The 18,062-nt window shown below is 39.7% G+C and carries 16 protein-coding genes; 13 read left to right on the plus strand and 3 right to left on the minus strand.

Annotation, left to right across the window (positions count from 1 at the left end; genetic code table 11):
• Nucleotides 1-15 precede the first annotated feature (15 nt).
• The 3 genes from BTO28_RS13240 to BTO28_RS13250 all read left to right on the plus strand — a co-directional run bounded on the left by BTO28_RS13240 (nucleotide 16) and on the right by BTO28_RS13250 (nucleotide 3,147).
• Entirely contained in the window at nucleotides 16-1,053 is a 1,038-nt protein-coding gene (locus tag BTO28_RS13240; RefSeq protein ID WP_076767030.1) for an ABC transporter substrate-binding protein, read from the plus strand.
• Between the two features lie 71 nt (nucleotides 1,054-1,124).
• Nucleotides 1,125-1,868, plus strand: a complete 744-nt coding sequence (locus tag BTO28_RS13245; RefSeq protein WP_076767032.1) for an isochorismatase family protein — start codon at nucleotides 1,125-1,127, stop codon at nucleotides 1,866-1,868.
• A gap of 64 nt (nucleotides 1,869-1,932) precedes the next feature.
• The gene (locus tag BTO28_RS13250; protein WP_076767034.1) at nucleotides 1,933-3,147 is read left to right on the plus strand and encodes an MFS transporter; all 1,215 of its coding nucleotides are present in this window, start codon (nucleotides 1,933-1,935) and stop codon (nucleotides 3,145-3,147) included.
• On the opposite strand, the gene BTO28_RS13255 is transcribed toward BTO28_RS13250, so the two are convergent.
• On the minus strand, nucleotides 3,142-4,080 hold the full coding sequence (locus BTO28_RS13255; RefSeq protein WP_076767036.1) for a LysR family transcriptional regulator: 939 nt from the start codon (nucleotides 4,078-4,080) through the stop codon (nucleotides 3,142-3,144). The genes BTO28_RS13250 and BTO28_RS13255 overlap by 6 nt on opposite strands.
• A 285-nt stretch (nucleotides 4,081-4,365) precedes the next feature.
• On the opposite strand from BTO28_RS13255, the gene BTO28_RS13260 reads away from it, so the two are divergent.
• Entirely contained in the window at nucleotides 4,366-5,895 is a 1,530-nt protein-coding gene (locus BTO28_RS13260; RefSeq protein ID WP_076767038.1) for an amidase, read from the plus strand.
• Nucleotides 5,896-5,983: 88 nt separating this feature from the next.
• Here BTO28_RS13260 and BTO28_RS13265 read toward each other — a convergent pair whose 3' ends face one another.
• A complete protein-coding gene (locus tag BTO28_RS13265; RefSeq protein ID WP_076767040.1) occupies nucleotides 5,984-6,910 on the minus strand; it encodes an SDR family oxidoreductase in 927 nt (308 codons plus the stop codon).
• 556 nt (nucleotides 6,911-7,466) lie between these two features.
• The gene (gene xerS / locus BTO28_RS13270) at nucleotides 7,467-8,588 is read right to left on the minus strand and encodes a tyrosine recombinase XerS (protein ID WP_076767042.1); all 1,122 of its coding nucleotides are present in this window, start codon (nucleotides 8,586-8,588) and stop codon (nucleotides 7,467-7,469) included.
• A 325-nt stretch (nucleotides 8,589-8,913) separates the two neighbouring features.
• Between xerS and BTO28_RS13275 the strand changes: the two genes are divergently transcribed.
• From BTO28_RS13275 to BTO28_RS13315, 9 genes are all read left to right on the plus strand, one after another.
• Nucleotides 8,914-9,369 carry a YfmQ family protein gene (locus BTO28_RS13275; RefSeq protein ID WP_076767044.1) on the plus strand — a complete coding sequence of 152 codons (456 nt, stop codon included), beginning with the start codon at nucleotides 8,914-8,916 and terminating at the stop codon, nucleotides 9,367-9,369.
• 316 nt (nucleotides 9,370-9,685) lie between these two features.
• Nucleotides 9,686-10,519: a nicotianamine synthase family protein gene (locus tag BTO28_RS13280; protein ID WP_144289487.1), complete on the plus strand. Its 834-nt coding sequence runs from the start codon at nucleotides 9,686-9,688 to the stop codon at nucleotides 10,517-10,519.
• A gap of 2 nt (nucleotides 10,520-10,521) precedes the next feature.
• Nucleotides 10,522-11,826 (plus strand): opine metallophore biosynthesis dehydrogenase, encoded by a 1,305-nt coding sequence (locus BTO28_RS13285; protein ID WP_076767048.1) that lies wholly within the window; start codon nucleotides 10,522-10,524, stop codon nucleotides 11,824-11,826.
• Nucleotides 11,823-12,701: a DMT family transporter gene (locus tag BTO28_RS13290; protein ID WP_076767051.1), complete on the plus strand. Its 879-nt coding sequence runs from the start codon at nucleotides 11,823-11,825 to the stop codon at nucleotides 12,699-12,701. The genes BTO28_RS13285 and BTO28_RS13290 overlap by 4 nt, the downstream gene beginning before the upstream one ends.
• 114 nt (nucleotides 12,702-12,815) lie before the next feature.
• On the plus strand, nucleotides 12,816-14,393 hold the full coding sequence (gene nikA / locus BTO28_RS13295) for a nickel ABC transporter substrate-binding protein (protein ID WP_076767053.1): 1,578 nt from the start codon (nucleotides 12,816-12,818) through the stop codon (nucleotides 14,391-14,393).
• Between the two features lie 2 nt (nucleotides 14,394-14,395).
• Nucleotides 14,396-15,340 (plus strand): nickel ABC transporter permease, encoded by a 945-nt coding sequence (gene nikB, locus BTO28_RS13300; RefSeq protein ID WP_076767056.1) that lies wholly within the window; start codon nucleotides 14,396-14,398, stop codon nucleotides 15,338-15,340.
• 65 nt (nucleotides 15,341-15,405) lie between these two features.
• Nucleotides 15,406-16,197 carry a nickel transporter permease gene (gene nikC / locus BTO28_RS13305; protein WP_076767093.1) on the plus strand — a complete coding sequence of 264 codons (792 nt, stop codon included), beginning with the start codon at nucleotides 15,406-15,408 and terminating at the stop codon, nucleotides 16,195-16,197.
• A gap of 21 nt (nucleotides 16,198-16,218) precedes the next feature.
• Nucleotides 16,219-17,274 (plus strand): ABC transporter ATP-binding protein, encoded by a 1,056-nt coding sequence (locus BTO28_RS13310; protein WP_076767058.1) that lies wholly within the window; start codon nucleotides 16,219-16,221, stop codon nucleotides 17,272-17,274.
• Nucleotides 17,267-18,028, plus strand: a complete 762-nt coding sequence (locus BTO28_RS13315; protein ID WP_076767060.1) for an ABC transporter ATP-binding protein — start codon at nucleotides 17,267-17,269, stop codon at nucleotides 18,026-18,028. The genes BTO28_RS13310 and BTO28_RS13315 overlap by 8 nt, the downstream gene beginning before the upstream one ends.
• The last annotated feature ends 34 nt before the right edge of the window (nucleotides 18,029-18,062 follow it).

The raw sequence follows: 18,062 nt of genomic DNA on the forward strand, positions 1-18,062 counted from the left end.
CTGGGGTGAGAATTAATGAAGCAGCTGAACAAGTCATTTTGTTTTCCATTCTTTGTCCTTCTAAGTCTATTTATGCTCGTATTAGCAGGTTGTTCTGGTAATCAAAATGCTGCTCCAAAAGAAGATTCTTCTGCTGATCCGAAAGCGTCGGCAAGCGGCAAAATTATTATCGCTGAACCTGTTCGCAACTTAGGGTATTTGCCTCTATATGTGGCAATTGATCAAGGCTTTTTTGAAGGATTAGATGTCTCGGTTACGACCTTGACTGGCGGGGGAGCGCATACGAACGCGGTATTAACGGATCAGGCATGGGGGTTTATTGGGGGACCTGAGCACAATGCTTTTGCGAAGGCAAAAGGAGCTGATCTGAGATCCATTATAAATGTGGTAAACCGGGGTAATGTTTACTTTACCGTTGCCAAAGACGAAAAAGTACCAAATTCAGAAGATTTGGCTGAGTATTTTAAAGGGAAAAAAATTGCTACGGGCTTCTATGGAGGAACACCAAACTCGATCACAAGGTATTATTTAGCTCAATTAGGATTAGATGTTAAAAAAGATATAACGTTACTCGAGGTTGATAACCCGGCGATGACAGCGATTATTGATAAAGGACAGGCCGATGTTGCCGTTATTTCGGAACCAATCTTAACGGAAGGAATCAATGAAGGGATCTGGACAGAGCCTATGGTTAATATCCCCGCAGACTTAGGTCCCTATGCTTATTCAACAGTTAATGTAAAACTTGAAACGATTGAAAACGATCCTGAAACGGTACAACGTTTTGTTGACGGAATGAAAAAAGGACTGGAGTATGTAAAGAATAATCCAGAAGGATCTTTTGATATTGCCAAAAAGGAGTTTCCGACAATGGATGTTGGAGTTTTAAAGAAAACACTCGATCGGTCATATGAAGACGAATTATGGGTGTACAGTGGTGAGGTTACTGAACAATCAGTAGAAACAAATTTATCAGTAGTGAAGAATGCCGGTTTGCTCAAGACAGATATTCAATATGATGAGATTGTTGATATGACATTTGTGAACAAGTAACACCATTAATCGTCTGTGATCTCCGTTCAATTTTTTGAACGAAATCAAATATATACTCGGGAGGAATAGTATTGAAAGCTTGGGAGAAGTTTTTAACAAATCAGGACAAAGATGTTTTTGGCGAAGCGGGATATGACGTAAAAGCAGGATTAGGAAAGAAACCGGCAATCCTTATTGTTGATGTGAATTACGCGTTTTGTGGCGATAAACCTGAGCCTATTCTGGAATCTATTAAAACTTGGCGCAACAGTTGTGGAATGGCAGCTTGGGAGGCACTCCCTCATATTCAGAATTTACTAGCCACTGCGAGGGATAAGCATATACCCGTTGTATATACGACAGGAAAAGACCTGAGGGATGACGGGTTTGACGCGGGAGGCTGGAGACGGAAAAATAGCCGTGCGTCGGAAGGAAAAGCAGCTGTTAACATTCGAGGCAATGAAATTATGAAAGAAATCGAACCGATTCCAAGTGACATCGTAATCGAAAAGCTAAAACCAAGTGCATTTCATGGTACGCCGCTGCTTGGCTATCTCGTTGATTTAGGAATAGATTCTTTATTGATTTGTGGAACAACAACAAGCGGCTGTGTACGCGCTAGTGTGATTGATGCTTTTTCCTATAACTTTAAAGTCGGTATTGTTGAGGAATGTACTTTTGACCGAGGTGAGGCTTCTCATGCAATTAATCTGTTTGACATGAATGCAAAGTATGCAGATGTTGTTAATATTGAGGAAGCATCCTCCTATTTGAAATCACTTCCAACGGGATTGTATGATGATAAAATCGCCTTTAAAGCTATGGCAGCGAAGTAATTTGCGAGTGCATTGATCAAGAGAGCCTTTTTTTCGGCTCTTTTGATATCATGGAGGTATGGATATGTTATTGAAAAAGCTTTCGAAGAGCGACAACATGTGGCTGTATATTTTATTATCAGGTTTATTTTATTGGCTGGCTCATTCTTTAACGAGGCCGATTATTGCCCTATATGCCCAATCTTTAGATATAAGTGAAGTAAACATTGGGTTTGTCGTTGGAATCTACGCCGTATTGCCTTTTTTTCTTGCAATTCCAGGTGGAGGAATAGCTGATGCAATCGGGCGTGTAAAAGTTTTACGAATCGGTGCCCTGCTTATGTTTATCAGTGGTTTATTGTACATGTCTGCTTTCAATATCTATCTTTTGATTATCGCTCAAATCGTTGCAGGTATTGGGCAAATGACGGTTTGGTTAGTAATACAAGTACTAGTTACGGCAGGCAAGCAAAATCAGCCTCAGCGTATAGCTTCATTTTCCGTTTACAATGCCGTTGGCCAAACGATCGGCCCTTTAATTGGAGGTTTTCTTTCTGAAAAGTACAATATGACGTTAAGTTTTGGTGTATACACCTTCATAAGTTTTTTATTAATTCTGATGGTTTATCAATTAAAGGAAACAAAACTATACAATTTATCGGATAAGAAAATTAACATAAAGAAGATGTATGCCAATAGCGGACGGTTATTAAAAAACAAAGGGGTTGTTGCTGCTCTTTTATGTACCTTTATAGTGTTATACATTATTGATGTTCGAATGACGTTTCTCCCCATTTACCTTCAGGAAATAAATTTTTCCCCTTTTAAGATCGGCATTTTAATTTCAATAGGGGCTTTTTCAGCCTTTCTCGTGAAACCTATTTATCCAGCATTAATTGAAAAACTTGGATATAAGGTGTTGTTGGCAGTTACATTTATCTCGTCATTAAGCCTGCTTTTTGTCACGCCATTTCTGACTCATTACTTCGGATTTGTCTTGTTAATTTTATTTTCGGGGGTTGCACTCGGGATTAACCAGCCTTTATCCCTATCGCTCATTTCAGAAAACACAGATGAAAATGAGAGAGGCATTGCGGTAGGATTGCGATTAATGTCTAATCGGCTAGCTCAATTAATTGATCCCCTGTTATTTGGAATTGTTACGCTTTATATCAGCATTAAAGCGGCGTTTCTTCTTACTGGTGTGCTTCTGTTTATTCTAAGCCTTTTAACCGTAGTATTTCTGGAAACAGAAAAAAGGAAAGAAAAGAAGGTTAATTTCCAGAAAACAGCTCTATGACGGTACATTTTCTTTAAGCCGATCAATATAAGGGTGAAGTCCTTTCTGAAGAAGATTGATGATATTCATGATGTTTTCATTATCGATGGGTGAATAAACACAAATGCATTGCTGCGATGCATCTAAATGTTCTAAATTGAGGAGTTGAAATAACCTCCCCGTCGAATCAGAAGAGTATTGATTTCCTTCAATGTGACGTTCTTGCCAAAGGGAAGATAAGGACAAAAAAGCAAAGCCCACCCCTTTGCTTACGAACTCCTTCATAGCTTCGCACGAATTAACTTCAATTAGCTTTTTTGGATAAGTATTAAGTGGATTGAAAATTTTTTGATCAATTAATTTTCTTAATGGCATACCCTTAACGGGCAATATAAACGTTGAATCTTGCAAAAAATACTGGATATCAATCCAATTTTTTTTATAATCAGATGGCCCAATTAACATAAGTTTTTCTTCAAACAACGTGATTTTATCTAAACCAATATTATTGATAAGGGGGTTGTTAATAATGGCAATGTCAATCTCGCCAAGTTGGGCAGCCTGTAATAAATCTCTCGAGCTTCCAGTAACAATCTTCCATTCCAACGTTGAATTTTTATAAATAATAGAGGAAAGCACCGGAAGAATAATGTGAGACAGTGAATTTGTAATGCCTATTTTCATAGCATTTGATCGTTTTAATTCTTTTAATGCTTTTATCTTCTTTTTGATGGCATTTAAACTTTGTTCAGCGGATGAATAAAACTGCTTTCCTGAAAAGGTAAGTGATACACCCTTTTTAGATCGTTCAAACAGTACAGTATCCAGGTCTGCTTCTAATTTTGCAATTCTTGAACTCACAGCTGATTGGGAGATATGCAAAGCCTTTGAAGCCTTGTTCATGCTCTTACGATTGGCTACTTCCAAAAAAACTTCAATATCAAAAAGATCCATTGAATATCCTCCTCCCAGCCATCTTCTCATTTTAACTGCTTCCTTCATGTTTTTCTTTTTATATGGAAGATAATCTGACATTTTTTTAAGAAATGGATCTTATAATCATATAAAACTGCCAAAAAGAGAAGCTGTCGCTGTATTTAAAACAGTATAGGCATTGGAAGGAGAATTTATTTAATTTTATTGTTATAAAATCTAACAATAAAATAGAATTTTGATTTTATATTCAATACACTCATTTCAGGAAATGTATTTAAAAAACATATAAAGAGGAGTGGTTTGATGACTGTTAAAAAACCTACTATTGATCAACTTGACAAAATTGCGAAAGAGTTCCACTTAACACTAACTCAAGAAGATTTGGCTTCTTTCCAAGAAATGATTTCTAGCGGTCCACTCCAATCTTATAACCGGTTGAATGAGCTGGTTGAACCGGCACTGCCTGTTAAGTATCCTCGAACCTCCGGATACAGGCCGCCGGCTGAAGAAAACAAGTACAATGCGTGGTATTGGAAAACAGCTGTAAAAGGTAAAGACACCGGAAAACTGGCGGGGAAAAAGATTGCCTTGAAAGATAACATTAGTCTTGCTGGAGTGCCAATGATGAACGGTTCTGCTATTTTAGAGGGTTTTGTTCCAGCTGAGGATGCTACCATTGTTACCAGAATACTAGATGAAGGCGGGGAAATTGCTGGGAAAGCCGTTTGTGAAGATTTTTGTCTGTCCGGCGGCAGTCATACTTCTGCTACTGGACCTGTTTTGAATCCGATTGATCCAACACGGTCTACAGGAGGTTCTTCAAGTGGATCTGCCGCGTTGGTTGCCGCAGGGGAAGTGGATATGGCAATCGGCTGCGATCAAGGGGGATCTATTCGAATGCCCAGTTCCTGGTGCGGTGTATACGGCCTAAAACCTACATATGGTCTTGTTTCTTATACCGGCATCATGCCGATTGAACTCACGTTGGATCACGCTGGTCCAATCGCAAGAAGTGTAGAAGATGTTGCATTATTATTAGAGGTATTAGCTGGGGACGACGGACTTGATCCAAGACAATCAAACTTGACGGTGAAACCATATAGCAAAGCCCTTAAAGGACATGCGGAAGGGTTAAAAATCGGCATCTTGAAGGAAGGTTTTGGCTGGGAAGGTATATCTGAGGAAGATGTGGACGCTAAGGTTAAAGAAGCAGCCTATAGCCTTTCATCTGCTGGTGCAGCGGTTGAGGAAGTTTCGATTCCCCTTCATCGAGACGGGATTCATATTTGGAATGGGATTGGCATAGAGGGGCTGACTTCGCTAATGGTGAAAGAAAACGGGATGGGTACGAACTGGAAAGGGCATTATAGCATAAATCTTTTAGATGCTTATGGAAAAGGCAGAAAAACGAGAGCGAATGAATATTCTGAAACCGTTAAGTTGACCATGCTGCTAGGCCAGTATATGCACGAAGAATACAACGGGAAATATTATGGATTGTCGCAAAATTTAGCCCGTCAGCTAAAGCAGGCCTATGACGATATGTTCAAGTCTTATGATATTTTAATTATGCCGACTACGCCAATGAAAGCAACGATGATTCCTCCTGCTGATTCACCGAGGGAAGTTGTGGTCGGCAGAGCGCTTGAGATGATTCAAAACACAGCTCCTTTTGATATTACAGGACATCCGGCTATGAATGTACCGTGTGGAATTTCCGAAGGTATGCCAGTTGGAATGATGGTAGTGGGCAGAACGGGTGAGGACGATATTGTCCTGCAAGCAGCCCACGCTTATCAAACGATTAGTTCCAAAACGCCGATAACACAGTGACAGTCCGGAAACACACTCTTGTATCGAAATTCGTTTTATTATTTCGATACAAGAGGTGTTTTTTTATGTTTTATTTTTCTAACCTATCTTAGGAGGATGTCCACTCGCCTCCATTCACATGAAGCGTTTGTCCGGTTACGTAACGTGAATCGTCAGAAGCAAGATAGACATAGGTAGGGGCGAGTTCAAAAGGCTGGCCTTGCCGCTCCATCGGATTATCCACGATCGGCACTTGGTCTGCTGAGAAGCTGGACGGAATGAGGGGAGTCCATACCCGTCCGGGAGCAACAGCGTTTACGCGGATCCCTTTTCCTACTAGATTGTTTGCCAATGCACGTGTAAAACCAATATTCGCTCCTTTTGTTGCTGTGTAGTCAATCAATTGTTTATGCCCGATATATGTAACAATGGAAGAGGTATTGATAATGGAGCTTCCTGCTTTTAAATATAGAAGTGCTGCACGTGTTGTATAGAAGTGGGAATAGATATTTACTTTAAAGGTATCATCGAATTGCTCATCCGTAATATCAAGCAAGCTTGATTGCTGAAACTGGATACCGACATGGTTGCATAGAACATCAAGTTCCCCGAATGTCTCCATCGTTTTTTCCACAATGTCAATGCATTGCTGCTTCTTTCTCACGTCACCGGGCAATAATAAACAACGCTGCCCAAGTTCTTCAATTCTTGCTTTCGTTCGATATGCATCTTCATGTTCATCCAAATACGAAATTGCAATATTTGCACCTTCCTTTGCAAAAGCAATGGCTGCTGCCGCACCGATCCCGCTGTCTCCTCCAGTGATTAATGCGACCTTTCCTTTTAATTTTCCGCTCCCTCTATAATTCGGATTTTCGATAATCGGCTTTGGTACCATTAGTTCTTCTAAACCTGGCTGGCGGAGCTGCCGTTGTTCGGGTACCGTAAGCGGGGTGTCCTGATATTTCGTTATTTTTCCGTAATGAGGGTGCATCGGATAGTCTTGTTCGGTAGGTTTCTTCTCGTTATTTTGCATCGGAAATCCCCTCCTAAAAATAAACTATTTTAGGTCATTGTATGGGAAATGGGCTTCTGTCGTGAGTGGTTACCGCCGCTGGATGTAAATTCTTATGGAATGGACAAAAAATGGAACATTGAATAAGGTGGGTAGTAAGAAGAAAGTTTTAAGGAGGCTTTTAGATGAATTGCGTTGAGTTTTTTCCAGAAGTAAAGTTTTTGTTGGTAAATCATTCAGAAGAAAAAGCAGAGGTATTATATAATGATAATCCTGATTGCTGGCTATTGCCAAAAATAGGACCTAGACTTCCGTATTATTGTAATCCAAGGTATGAGGAATATTTTCCTATTATATAGTAATCGAGTACCATTAAGTATTTTAAAAATATCAACGAATGGTCTGGAACATCAGGGGAAAATGGCACCGCTTGGTTATGATTTGTCCTTGGATTAGCAAAAAGAAGCGGTTAACTCCCCTTTTAATAACTATTATTATTTCTTTTATGAAACAAAACCGCCATGTGATTTGAATCTCAGGCGGTTTTGCCCCTTATATTCATTTAGGGGAACCTATTTTATTCCTCTATATCACTTCCTGTACGGTTAATATCAATGCTCTCCATAATGCGTTGACTGTCTGTATCAGATAAATTCGTGTAAAGGGAAGTCGTTTCGATAGAGCTATGGCCAAGCTGCTCTCTTAATAAGACCAGGCTTCCTCCGTTTCTCAACCAATCCGTAGCAAAAGAGTGGCGCATTTTATGAGGGCTGAGCGATTTCCCGCTTGTAAAGGCGCTTGTATACTCATTTATGTTATTTTGAATCGCACGGATGGAAAGTGGCTGTGCTTGTCCCTTGTATTTGGATAAAAACACGTAGACATCTTTATCTGTTGCTCCATAACGCTGTTTACGAATCGCCAGGTACACTTCTAGATCTTGCATAGAGGAAGGGAGGACATGGATGGAATCGGTTTTGCCGCCTTTCCGGTTCACATCTATTTGATTCTTTTTCACATCGATATCCATAAGAGTGATGCCTGCAATTTCCCCAACCCGGGTCCCAGAACCCAGCATAAGGGAAATAATGGCGATATCCCGTTCTTTGTTGCGAAGATACATTGCTTTTCTTCGCGGAGTTAGCGTGTGTTCGTATTCCCATTTCATAAAATTGATAAATTCACTTATTTCGGATTCATTCAGAATCGCACTGCTGATTCGACGGGCACGGTGGCGTTTTGTTTCTTTGCTTTTTATTGTTTTTATTTTAGCCATTACATTTCGGTCAAAATAACATTCCCCTGTTTCATCTTCAGTTTCTTCAGTAAGATAGCGAAATAAAGACTTTAAGGATTGAATCACACGTGTGACACGGGCATCAGACCGTTTTTTCCATACACCGGCGCGGACTTCAATCGATTCTCCTTGAAGGTGGTCGATATAATATTCAATGTCTTTTTTTCGAAGTTCCGCTAAAATCGTAAAGGGAATCGATACATTATCATCCATATGTACAATTCCTTCTTTGCGGAGCCAATGAAAGAAATTGAGATAATCATATAGGTAATCCAAAAGTGTAGCGGGGGAAAGACCGGCTCTTAATTTAGCCCGGACAAACTCCACAACATAAAATGGCATCTCCTTTAGAAGCCCTTCAATCCTTACATTCATCAGCTGTTCTTCTCGTGGTGAAGCCATTGAGGTCACTTCCTTTTTAAATCATTTAGTTATAGCATTAGTCCGTATTAGTCTAGCCAAATCTAAATCCTCTTTTTGCGAACGTTTGTACCTTTAGATTCTCACAGAATTGTAAGTTAAGCAAGTAGATGTTTTGTTTGCTGGTTAAAAGTACGCTCTTTATAGAACGGAATTTCATTGACAAATAAATGAAAATTCCGTTCATTTATGCCGCAAAAAAAATGATACGTTCACAGAATGGTTTGATTTTCTGAGAAAAAAAAGACTGTACTATGATAGTCTAACTTAGATAATAATATTTACTTTATAACGGAGATGATGAAATATGACAATGACTGCTATCATTTTGGCAATTCTCATAGGGACTTTTAAAATAGTAGTGTCTTGTCTTCCAACCTCTGCGGTGACATGGCTTATCAGTAAATTTGAAATGCATGGAAAACTAAGCGAAGAGAACGTTATCATCACCTTTGACGGAAAACGTTTGGAAGATGGAGACAAAATTCAAGTAATTCAAGATTTTAACGAAGCGACAGTTTTAGAAAAATACTATATATTTCCAGGGAATGAGCATTTGTTTTTACATCCAGAAAATAGTGGAACTCCATTAGTCATTGATACAAAAAAGGGCAAAAAAGAGATTAAGTTATTTGTGTATAGTTATGAAGATCACGTAGATGTAGTCAGACAGTACAAAAAGAAAGTAATCGCCTATAGTGTGCGCTCCGACAGCCTTCAAAAACGTGCAATGCCCGTAACAGCGGAATTGGATTTTGTTTAAAAGGATGATAAAAAAAGCGGTCTGAATAAGTTAGACAAAGCAGCTTTCAAGTATTTGATTTGAGGCTTCTTTGTCTTTTTTGCGTTTTAGAAAAGGCCTCTCAAGCTGTGAAGACCCCCTCATCCAGACAGACAAGAAAAAATGATAATCGGTTCAAAAAGCATTGGGAAACAAATGAAAATGGATTCCTAAGAAATAAACAATAGCATTATAATAATATTTTCATTTTCTAGGTAAATTTAACTGATTAATAAAACGTGATTGACTGAAAAAGAGGGAGAGTGTTACGATTTAAATCGTAATAGTTACGATTTATGTGAGGGAGTGGTTTATAATGTCTGATAAGTACGAATTTTTAGTTTCCATCAAAATGATACGGCATGAATTAAATGAGCTTTCAGCATATATAAAAGAAAGCAAGTCTTGTTATGAGCTTCTTACAAACAAGCTTGATGACCTTTCCAAATTTGTTGTCAGTGAAAAGAATGGGGAGAGGTGGAAACAATGGGGGGAGGATGAGGAAATCAGAAAAAATTCGGCAGAGCTTCGGGAAGCCTCTTCAAAAGCTATTTGCACAATTGAAAAATACCAGTCATCGTGCACGTTCAATGATCAAGCAGATATCTCTGCATACATATCCAGCTTATGTAAATCGGTAAAAAACGAATTAGAATCTCTTGGGATTAATGGAAAATCAAAGGTCGTTTTTATAGGATCAGGAGCATTCCCTATTTCTGCTCTTACAATTGCGAAGCAGACAGGCGCTGAGATTATGTGTCTTGACATTGATGTGGAGGCTGTTGAGATGGGCAAAAATATAGCAAAGCTTACTGGCCTCGAATCCAAGGTTTCATTTACGAATCAAAGAGTAAGTGAATTGTCCTTTATAAAAGGCGCTACGCATATCATAATCGCCTCGCTTGTCAAAAATAAGATTGAAGTTCTGAAAGAATTAAAGTCAGTTCTTCCTGAAGAAGCAAAGGTGATTATCAGGTACGGAAACGGACTCAAATCCATGTTTAATTATCCTCTGGATCAAGATTTATCAAATGAATGGAACTATACGAATGTTGTGCAAAAAGATCATTTCTACGACACTGTCGTCTTGAAAAAGGGAAAGGTTCACTGCGCAGGAAAGGAAATAGTGTAGACATGAAAACAACGCCTTTTGGAAACACATTAATAGTCGGTGCGGGACCCGCCGCAATCAACATCGCTGTGGATATATCAAGGGGATGGTGCGATAAACTTGGACTTGTCAATCGGGAGGGAGCTCATACAAACCGATTGAAAGAAAGTTTTAAAAAGTATGGTCAAGTGCTTAAAGCAAGGTATCAAGGCCAAAACCGTGCACTCAGTGGAGAGGGAAATCTTGATTGTTTTTACGGCAGTTTTAAAGAGATAGACGATCGATGGGAGACACTTATTATTTGCACACCCAGTGACAGCTATCTAGAAGTCCTAAAAAGCCTTTCACTTAAAAAATTAAAAAAAGCAAAAACAATGATCCTTCTTTCTCCCGGTATAGGGTCGAACTTCCTGATTGAGCGTCATTTTAAAGAAGAATTAGAAAAAATCGAGTTGATTAGTTTCTCGGCTTATTATGCCGCAACAAAATATGAAAGAAGTGAGAAAGAAGGTACCGCCGTCCTGACAAAAGCATTGAAAAAGCGGATTTATCTTGCTTCATCTAAAAAGAATAGCTTTTTTTTAACACTTGTATCCACATTTATTGAAAGCTTAGGGGTTCAATGCCAAATGGCTGCGTCACCTATTGAAGCGGAAAGCAAGAGTATCACTACGTATGTTCATCCTCCTTTATTCATGAATTCTTTTTCCATGAATCAAATTTTGAGAAAAGAACAGTCATTAAAATGTATGTATAAAATTTACCCTGAAGGCCCCATTACTCAGCACACGATACGAGCAATGGTTCGTCTTTGGAAAGAAATCTCTGCTGTTGTTGAATGTTTTGGCGCCCAGCCCATTAATCTGCTGCAATTCTTAAATGATGATAATTATCCTGTTCATGAAAAAACCCTTTCACGTGAAGATATTGATATGTTTCATTCTTTCAGTAAAGAAAAACAAGAGTACCTATTATACATAAGATACTCAGCCATTCTTATTGATCCATTTTCTATCCCAGACGATAAAGGAAAGTACTTTGATTTTTCTGCTGTTCCATTTAAACAAGCGGAGATAGACAGTAATGGAAAGTGGGTTATTCCGAGAATTCCTCTGGAGGACTATCAAAAGTTGAAACTCATTTATGAACTTGCCCAATCAGCTGGCATTCAAATGCCTCAAGCTTTATCACTTTTGCAGACATTTGAAAGAGAAGTAATAAAGTTTAGCACAGAAAATCAGGTGGATTTTTCCAATTACAATCCTGCAGTTTATACGATAGAGCAGAAGTGGGCAGATCTGGCACAAGACAGGGGGAAAACTCTATGAAAAACGGCGTGATCCTGGCCATTATTTCTTCCCTAGTGTTTAGTGTAATGAATGCACTGGTTAAAGCAGTGAGTCTCACCATTCCTGCAGCCGAAATTGTCTTTTTCAGAAGCCTTATTGGAACAGTTTTAATTTATTTGATGATGCGTCATAGCAAAGTAGCTTTTTCCACAAAAGGAGTGCCGATGCTTTTAGTAAGAGGACTGCTTGGTGCCTTGTATCTGTTAGCCTATTTCTATACTATTTCTAAGATTCCACTTGCAGATGCCAGCATTTTAGCCCATTTATCAACGGTTTTTGTCCTAATTCTATCTGCTCTCTTTTTAAATGAAAAGATATCAAAAGAGACGTTTTACATTCTGCCCCTTGTTTTTTTAGGTGCCATTCTTCTAGTCAAGCCGTTCAACTATTCATCTTATTCTATTTATGCGCTGGCTGGAGTTTTAAGTGCATTCTTTGCAGCAGGAGCAGCAACTTCCATTAAGTATTTGAGCAAGATGCACCATTCTTATGAAATTGTTTTTTATTTTTTAGCTGCAGGCGTGATCATTTCCATTCCATTAATGTGGACGGATTTTGTGATTCCATCTCCACTCGAACTTTTTTATTTGATATGCATAGGCATTGTTTCTCTTTTTGGGCAGATTTTTCTTACAAAAGCATTTACGCATGAAAACATTGTGGTTGTTGAAATCACCCGCTATATAGGAATTGTATTTAATGCTATGTGGGGATTTTTATTTTGGGCGGAAGTTCCTGATGTGTATACTGTTTTAGGGGGTCTATTAATTATTGCATCATGTGTTCTTTTATCGATTAAAAAGAAGAAACCCGCAGAAAGCTCAAAACTTCTGAAAAGCTCACAGGTTGAATAAACAGATTAACTTTTTATTGAACAATTGAACAGTACTATATCCGTTATAAACTGTAATTATTACGTTTTATGGTCCGTGATTTAAATCGTAATAATTACGAATAAAGAGCAGAGGATGATAAAAGAAATGGTTAAGCCCTTATTAAGTATAAAAAATCTAATTGTTTTGTTAGCTATTTTGTTTATTTTTTTAGCAATGGGCTGTTCATCTGAAAACAGCAGTACAGAAAAAGAAGGTACAACAAAGGAAGAAAAAAACGTAAAGATGATCTTCAGTTTTAAATCACCAAATATGGATCCCCATACTGTATTTACACCCATTCGGGCAGGCGTTACAGAGACACTGTTAAAGGTAGGTAAAGATTCGCATATTGAAGGATGGCTTGCTGAAAAATGGTCAACAAAAGATAATGTGACGTGGGAATTTGCCATTCGTGATGATATTACCTTTCATGATGGAACAAAACTTGATGCCGCTAGAGTTAAAGCATCCTTGGAAAGAAGTATAGATGTAAATGAATCACTTAGCGGGTCTTTGAAAATTAAATCGTTGGAAGCAGATGGACAAACACTTACCATTACGACATCCGAACCATATCCTGCTCTCCCTTCCGAGCTGGTAAATCCTTACACATCTATTGTAAATACCGAGTCTGAAAAAGAAATAGGTGCTGAAGAATTTCAAAATGCTCCGGTAGGCACGGGGCCATTTAAAGTCAAAAACTTTATTCCTAACCAGGAAGTTCAGGTGAGTAAATATAACAGCTATTGGGCAGGAGAGCCTAGAATAGACGAAGCAGCCATTCAATTTATTGAAGATGCAAATGTGCGGGCCCTCGGTTTACAATCCAAAGAAGCTGATATCGTGTATAATCTTCCGGCTGAAGGAATGAAAGCGATTGAGCAAGATAAAAACCTTAAGGTGGAATCAGTGCCGGGTCTTAGATCGCATTTTATTTTATATAATCAGCAAAGTGCCAATGTTTCGAATGTAAAAGTCCGGCAAGCGCTTAATTTGTTAATTGATCGGAAAAGCATCAAGGACGATATTATGCTTGGGCATGCAGAACCGGCAAACGGTCCATTTAACGGCACTCTTCCTTTTGGCCTCTCAGATAAAGTTCAGGAGCTGAACGTTGAAAAAGCAAAAACATTACTAAACGAGGCAGGATATACAGAAAATGCAGATGGTTCGATGGAAAAAGACGGGAAGCCGCTTACACTAGAACTTATCACATACAAAGCACGGCCAGAGCTTCCACTCATTGCCCAGCTGTTTCAATCGGATGCTGCGAAAGCAGGCATAGACGTTGAGATCAAAAACGTTGAAAATGCGGATACACACCTTGCAGAAAACACTGACTGGGACCTTGCTACCTATAGCAATAATACGTCTCCACGTGGAGATGGAAGCTATTTCTTGAATACAGCGTTCACAGACACGGGAGCACTGAATGTAGGGAAAATCAATATCTCGGCATTAAATGACGTTATTCAAGAATTAAATACAACAAATGATGCTGAGAAAAGAACCAATTTAACAAAGGACGCCGCCAATATTATCAATGAACATGCTGTCCATAGCTATGCTGTTTATCCCAATATTATTGTCGGTGTAAACAAACGCATTACAAACTGGGAGCCAACGGCGGAAGAGTATTATATTCTTACCCACTCCATGGATGTGAAATAAAGTTGTTGTCCTTTATTAGAAAAAGGCTCTTTCAATTGGTTTTGGTTGTTCTTTTCTTGTCCATCTTTACTTTTGGGTTAATGAAAATGGCTCCTGGTGACCCGGTGCTCGCCATTTTAAATTCGGATGAAATGATCGTTACAGATGCTGATCAAGCGAAGCTGCGCAGCAGCCTTGGATTTGATCAGCCCATCTATGTTCAATATGGGCAGTGGATGATTGGCGTAATGCAACTGGACCTCGGAACGTCCTATATGAGCGGAAAACCTGTATGGAATGAAATAGCAGAACGCTTGCCGATCACCCTTCAGCTTACTGCCGGAGCGCTTTTGGTCATGGTGGGCATATCCGTTCCGCTGGGTGTTCTTTCTGCCCGTTATCCAGGGAAATGGCCTGATCAAATCGGACGGATCTTTGCCCTGATTGGAGCATCAATTCCAAGTTTTTGGCTGGGTTTGATGCTCATTTACATTTTCGCTTTTAAGTTCCAGATCTTTCCTTCCGGAGGGATGGGCTCGGTTTCTCAAATGATACTGCCTTCTATTACATTGGGATTCACACTGGCAGCTGTATATGCCAGGCTTCTTCGTGCTGGACTTATTGAAACCCTCTCTAAGGATTATATCCGGGCTGGAAGAGCAAGAGGCGTAAAGGAATGGAGGCTTCTTTGGCTGCATGCATTTAGAGCAGCCCTGATCCCTGTAATGACGGTTTTCGGTTTAAGCTTGGGAAGCTTGCTGGGGGGAGCAGTGGTGGTTGAAATTTTATTTTCATGGCCAGGACTGGGAAGCATGGCGGTTGATGCCATTTTGAGCCGTGATTATCCTGTTATTCAAGGCTATGTCTTGTTAACTGGTGTACTCGTCGTAGTATTGAACCTGCTTGTGGATTTGTCCTACTATCTAATTGATCCACGTATTAATCAAGGAAAGAGGGAAAGCGGTTGAAAATCTCATTTGCTTTACAAAAAAATCCTTTTGCTTTGCAATGGCATTTAAAAAGCAGCAGACCGATGACTCTTTGGGGCATATTTCTTCTTACAATTATTATATTGATGACCATTATTGGACCGTTTCTTGTACCGAACGATCCATTATCAGCAAATATGGCGGAGCGTCTTGCTTCCCCGAGTTTAACGTATCCTTTCGGGACAGATCATATGGGAAGATGCATTTTTTCAAGACTTGTTAATGGTTCTAGGGCAACACTCGGGATTACGGCTTTGGTTATCATTACAGTACTTTTAATTGGCATTCCCATTGGCTTGCTTTCAGGTTATATTGGGGGGCGATTTGATTCATTCATGATGCGAATAGCAGATGGCCTCATTGCATTGCCTGAGTTTATTTTAGCGATTGCGATTGCAGGTTTTCTAGGTCCAAGTTTAATGAATTTAATGATTTCTGTTGTGTTGGTAAAGTGGGTCAGCTACACCCGTATTGTCAGGGGCATCGTTTTGTCAGAGCGAGAAAAAGAATATGTATTGGCTGCCAAAGTCGGAGGGTGCCCAACATGGAAGATTATTGCGAGACATTTGCTTCCCCAGATCATTTCCCCGGTTTTTGTACTTGCCGCGCTGGATGTCGGCAAAGTTATTTTAATTATCTCTTCTTTATCTTATCTAGGCTTAGGCGCTCAGCCTCCTGCACCGGAATGGGGAGCAATGTTAAATGACGGAAGAGCGTATTTTCAAACCGTTCCTGAATTGATGGTTTATCCGGGAATGGCTATCTTCCTTGTTGTATTATCCTGCAATTTAATTGGAGAGGGGCTGCGGGATAAGCTTGATGTAAAAAGCAGTTAACAAAGAAACAGGAGGGTTAAGATGTCTGCCGTTATGACGCTTACTAAAGAAATAGCAACAGAAAAAGAAAACGAGAAAGATGCTTTATTTCGAACTTCTCCTGTGCTGGAAATAAAAAATCTCTCTATTTCCTTGTATGAGGACAAAGGGGGCGAAGAACACAGATTGGTTAAAAAGCTAAACCTCAGCATTCGGCCAGGTGAAATGCTGGGTCTTGCAGGTGAAAGCGGGAGCGGAAAAAGCCTGACAGCTTCTGCTATCCTTGGCTTGCTTCCTAAATCTTTAAGTGTTTCAGAAGGTCAAATATTGATTCGTGGCCAAGACCTTTTAAATTTGTCAGAAAAAGAAATGGGCCACCTTCGCGGGAAAGAGATTGCGTACATTTTTCAAAATTATCAGGACAGTTTTACCCCCTTTATCAAAATTGGAAGGCAGCTTGTTGAAGCGCTTCGAAGTCATGACAAAATCAGTAAACCAGAAGCAAAAAAACAAGCCCTTTTGTGGCTTGAACGCGTAAAGCTGCCAGCGGAGCAGATTTTCTCAAGCTACCCTCACCAGCTGAGCGGAGGACAGCTTCAAAGAGCCTCGCTTGCAGCTGCTTTAATGTTTGAACCAGTTTTGATTATTGCGGATGAACCAACAACTGCTCTTGATGTTTTGACAGGGGAAAAAGTTTTAGATCTTCTTGCCGGCCTTCAAAAAGAGTTAAATTGTGCAGTCCTTCTTGTTTCTCATGATTTGAAGCATGTATTAAAGCGAACAGATTCAATGGCGGTTATGTATGGAGGACAGATCGTCGAAAAAGGGGCAACAAAGAGCCTCAGGGAAAATCCAAGACATCCCTATACAAAGCTTCTGCTGAAGGCACGGCCAATTTTACGTTATACAGCACTCGAGAAATTTGCTGCCATACCAGGAGAACCGGGTCTTATTGCTAAAGAGGGATGTACATTTGCCCTTAGATGCCCGCTGTCATTTGAACAATGCTATATGGTGCCTGCGATGCAGCCTGCCGGACGTTTCCAATGGACCGCCTGTCAAGCTGTAGATAGGGAGAAGGTGGATACAAATGCTTGAAGTGAAAAATGTTTCTAAATCGTATCGGTCAAATACCGTTTTGACCGATGTTTCTTTTCATTTGGAGCAAGGAGAATGCCTTGGTTTGATCGGAGAAAGCGGGAGCGGAAAAAGCACGATCGCGAAGCTGATTTTAGCGCTGGATCGGTCTGATTCTGGACAAATTATAGTAAATAACGTTGATTTTAGCCAGTTAAAGGGCCGTGAGCTCAGAAAAGCAAGACGCCATGTACAGGTGGTGTTTCAGGATCCGTCTGCATCGTTAAACCCCAAGCTGCCTGTTTGGAAATCGGTTATAGAACCTCTTGAAAATTATCCGGAAGCGTCACCATCTTTTTTAAAAGAAGTAAGAAATGAGAAACGTAAGATGGCTGAAATTCTATTTGAAAAGGCGGGTCTTCAATCTGGCTTGCTTGATCGGTATCCTCATCAGCTCAGCGGGGGCCAGCGGCAGAGAGTGGCCATTGCGAGGGGAATAAGCCTTCAGCCCAATTTACTTATATTTGACGAACCAACTTCCAATTTAGATGTATCCATTCAAGCACAAATTTTAAATTTGCTGAAGGATTTGAAAAGTGAAATCAATATGTCCTATTTGTTCATTTCACATGATATAGCCACCGTACAATATATAAGTGAACGAATAGCGGTTTTAAAAGAGGGAAGGCTGGTTGATTTATTTAAAACAAAAGATCTCTTTTCAGCAGATCGGCATCCTTACACTAAGGAACTTATAGATGCTGCATTAGAATAATAAAAAAATTTCTTTAATCAGCAAACAGTGATAT

This window comes from Domibacillus epiphyticus (genome assembly GCF_001975785.1).
Taxonomy (GTDB): domain Bacteria; phylum Bacillota; class Bacilli; order Bacillales; family Domibacillaceae; genus Domibacillus; species Domibacillus epiphyticus.

What these genes read in the sequence shown, in the direction of transcription:
- nikA (WP_076767053.1), top strand. Translation starts at nt 12,816, where the DNA reads ATGATAAAAGAAATGGTTAAGCCCTTATTAAGTATAAAAAATCTAATT.
- BTO28_RS13290 (WP_076767051.1), top strand. Translation starts at nt 11,823, where the DNA reads ATGAAAAACGGCGTGATCCTGGCCATTATTTCTTCCCTAGTGTTTAGT.
- BTO28_RS13315 (WP_076767060.1), top strand. Translation starts at nt 17,267, where the DNA reads ATGCTTGAAGTGAAAAATGTTTCTAAATCGTATCGGTCAAATACCGTT.
- BTO28_RS13240 (WP_076767030.1), top strand. Translation starts at nt 16, where the DNA reads ATGAAGCAGCTGAACAAGTCATTTTGTTTTCCATTCTTTGTCCTTCTA.
- BTO28_RS13250 (WP_076767034.1), top strand. Translation starts at nt 1,933, where the DNA reads ATGTTATTGAAAAAGCTTTCGAAGAGCGACAACATGTGGCTGTATATT.
- xerS (WP_076767042.1), bottom strand. Translation starts at nt 8,588, where the DNA reads ATGGCTTCACCACGAGAAGAACAGCTGATGAATGTAAGGATTGAAGGG.
- BTO28_RS13255 (WP_076767036.1), bottom strand. Translation starts at nt 4,080, where the DNA reads ATGGATCTTTTTGATATTGAAGTTTTTTTGGAAGTAGCCAATCGTAAG.
- BTO28_RS13275 (WP_076767044.1), top strand. Translation starts at nt 8,914, where the DNA reads ATGACAATGACTGCTATCATTTTGGCAATTCTCATAGGGACTTTTAAA.
- BTO28_RS13260 (WP_076767038.1), top strand. Translation starts at nt 4,366, where the DNA reads ATGACTGTTAAAAAACCTACTATTGATCAACTTGACAAAATTGCGAAA.
- nikC (WP_076767093.1), top strand. Translation starts at nt 15,406, where the DNA reads ATGACTCTTTGGGGCATATTTCTTCTTACAATTATTATATTGATGACC.
- BTO28_RS13265 (WP_076767040.1), bottom strand. Translation starts at nt 6,910, where the DNA reads ATGCAAAATAACGAGAAGAAACCTACCGAACAAGACTATCCGATGCAC.
- BTO28_RS13310 (WP_076767058.1), top strand. Translation starts at nt 16,219, where the DNA reads ATGTCTGCCGTTATGACGCTTACTAAAGAAATAGCAACAGAAAAAGAA.
- BTO28_RS13285 (WP_076767048.1), top strand. Translation starts at nt 10,522, where the DNA reads ATGAAAACAACGCCTTTTGGAAACACATTAATAGTCGGTGCGGGACCC.